This is a genomic window from Photorhabdus khanii NC19 (assembly GCF_000517265.1).
GTDB lineage: Bacteria > Pseudomonadota > Gammaproteobacteria > Enterobacterales > Enterobacteriaceae > Photorhabdus > Photorhabdus khanii.
Map to the genome: position 1 here is coordinate 378928 of NZ_AYSJ01000014.1, position 2032 is coordinate 380959.

At 34.8% G+C, this 2032-nt stretch carries 1 protein-coding gene and 1 pseudogene; one reads left to right on the top strand and one right to left on the bottom strand.

What is annotated here, in order from left to right; translation table 11 throughout:
• Positions 1–550 precede the first annotated feature (550 nt).
• Positions 551–797: pseudogene (locus PTE_RS17190) on the top strand (S-type pyocin domain-containing protein); the annotation flags it as partial.
• A gap of 304 nt (positions 798–1101) precedes the next feature.
• On the opposite strand, the gene PTE_RS17200 reads toward PTE_RS17190, so the two are convergent.
• On the bottom strand, positions 1102–1782 hold the full coding sequence (locus PTE_RS17200; protein ID WP_036849167.1) for a helix-turn-helix transcriptional regulator: 681 nt from the start codon (positions 1780–1782) through the stop codon (positions 1102–1104).
• Between the last annotated feature and the right edge of the window lie 250 nt (positions 1783–2032).

The window sequence follows — 2032 nt, forward strand, 5'->3', positions numbered from 1 at the left end:
GAAAACATTTTAGAGTGATTACTAAGTAATTAAATTAATGAATTAGATTATTAAGTCATTGGCAATTAAGTGACATATATCAAGAATTTTCTGTCATGAGCTAAAGATGGAGCGAGCTATTGATGTGACAATGATTTGTAACAAGATGAAAGAAAAGGTGTTATCTCTGAGCCAGAATAATGCGAATAAAATAGTACTTAATTGAAATAATGTGCGATCAATTAAAGAATGCTTCTTAAATAGAGCAGGCGAGATATTGTAATTCGGTAATATATATTTTGGAAATGTAAGCATAATCAACTATATGAGCTTTTCAGCCAAAAATATGGGTTTAAATTTACCTACTGTTGGAATAGCTATTCTTAAATAAAATTAAGGTTAGTCAAGTTCTGCTTAATTTAGTTTTTGAAGAATAATGGGATAAAAAACTTACTTAAAATGGTATAGCTACGAGATATAAAGTTGTATTTTAAGTTCAACTTAGATATTTGTAACAATCCGGTGCTGGATAAGCCGTGGGATAAAAAATTGCCATGGTATAAACGGTGGAAGTGGCAGGATGACAGTTCAGGGGTATCATGTCGGCCGCGGAAAGCGGTCTGGGTAAAGTGCCGGTTTGCAAGATGAAACTGAATCGGACCATCGGTAATTATGCATTCTGGGAGTCGGGAGAAAAGGATTTCTGCGATTATATTCTGATCTTCCCCATTCTGAATATGCCGCCAGTGCATGTGTATTTAAGTAAACTGCCGGTGAAACCGCTAGCAGTGGGGGAATATCATGATCTGGCTGGACGCAGTTGTCATGATGAGATGAATAAGGGGGGATGAGTAATGCTAACAGTGATTAAAAATTTAGGGCTAACGGCCGATTTTTTAGTTGAAAAACAACTTATCCGAACCGGAAGGTTTGAATATATGTTTGAAGGGGATGAAGCGTTTTTTTGCAAACCTGAGTCAGGTCTGAGGTTGGTTTCGTTTTGGATGAAGAACTATCTTTTATTCCCCACGGCTCATTGCTCATTTCCATTGTGTTAATAATCTGTGGTGGTATTGTCTAGTTCTTCTTCATGTTAATAAAAACGTCTTTTTAATCTAGAGGCTAAAGAAACATTCTACTTTCCGGATGCACAAATCTTTCTGGTACATAGAGATCATAATCATTTATTCGGCAATAATCTTCCAATTGGTAACTGGAATTAACGCCAATTTTTTTATATATCCGTGAAATATGAGTTTCAACAGTGCGATAAGAGATATCCAACATTTTGCCCATTTGCTTACTGGTATACTTTTGTAAAAGAAGGAAAATAATATCCCATTCCCGCTGAGTAAATAAATCAGTTGGTGGCTGGAACAGAATAGATGCAGGGAGTTTCCCATGATATAGACGGGTTAATGAATAGTCCTGAGCTTGCCAACCATGATATAGAACGCCCATACAACTCCCATCTTCATGATAAAGAGGGTATTTTTCAAAAAAATAAGATGACAGAATTTGATCTTTCCCATGTACATGTGTTTCAAGTGAACATATTCTTTCTTCTCTTTCCATCACTTTTTTATCATGGAGCATGTATTCGTTGGCAAAATCGGCACCATCCCAGGGAAGTTCATGTTCATACAGCCCTTCGTAGTCAAAAGAACTTGGAATATTTTGAAGTTGTTTAACTGCTTGATTGACATAAATAAAACATGCGTTTTTATCCTTTATTCCCCAAGGCTCATTACTTTGCTCTAATGTATTAATTACTTGGGATGAAATGGTTAATTTACTATTCATATTATCATTCCTCTTTTTCTAGTCTTAAAATTTGATTATTGATATTTAAATGTATAGTCGATCTAAATCTATTCTACCAATAGTGACAAATCTTTCTATAATATAAAGATCAAATTTATTTTCTTTGCAGCAAATCGTTTAATTCTGCATGCAGTGGCAAATCAAATTTTCGGTAAATTGACTGAATATGATTAACCACATCGTCTGTACTTATCATTAATTCCTCACTGATACTCTCCAACAGGAGAGA

Coding starts and splice junctions, on each gene's coding strand:
- PTE_RS17200 (WP_036849167.1), bottom strand. CDS start 1,782: ATGAATAGTAAATTAACCATTTCATCCCAAGTAATTAATACATTAGAG.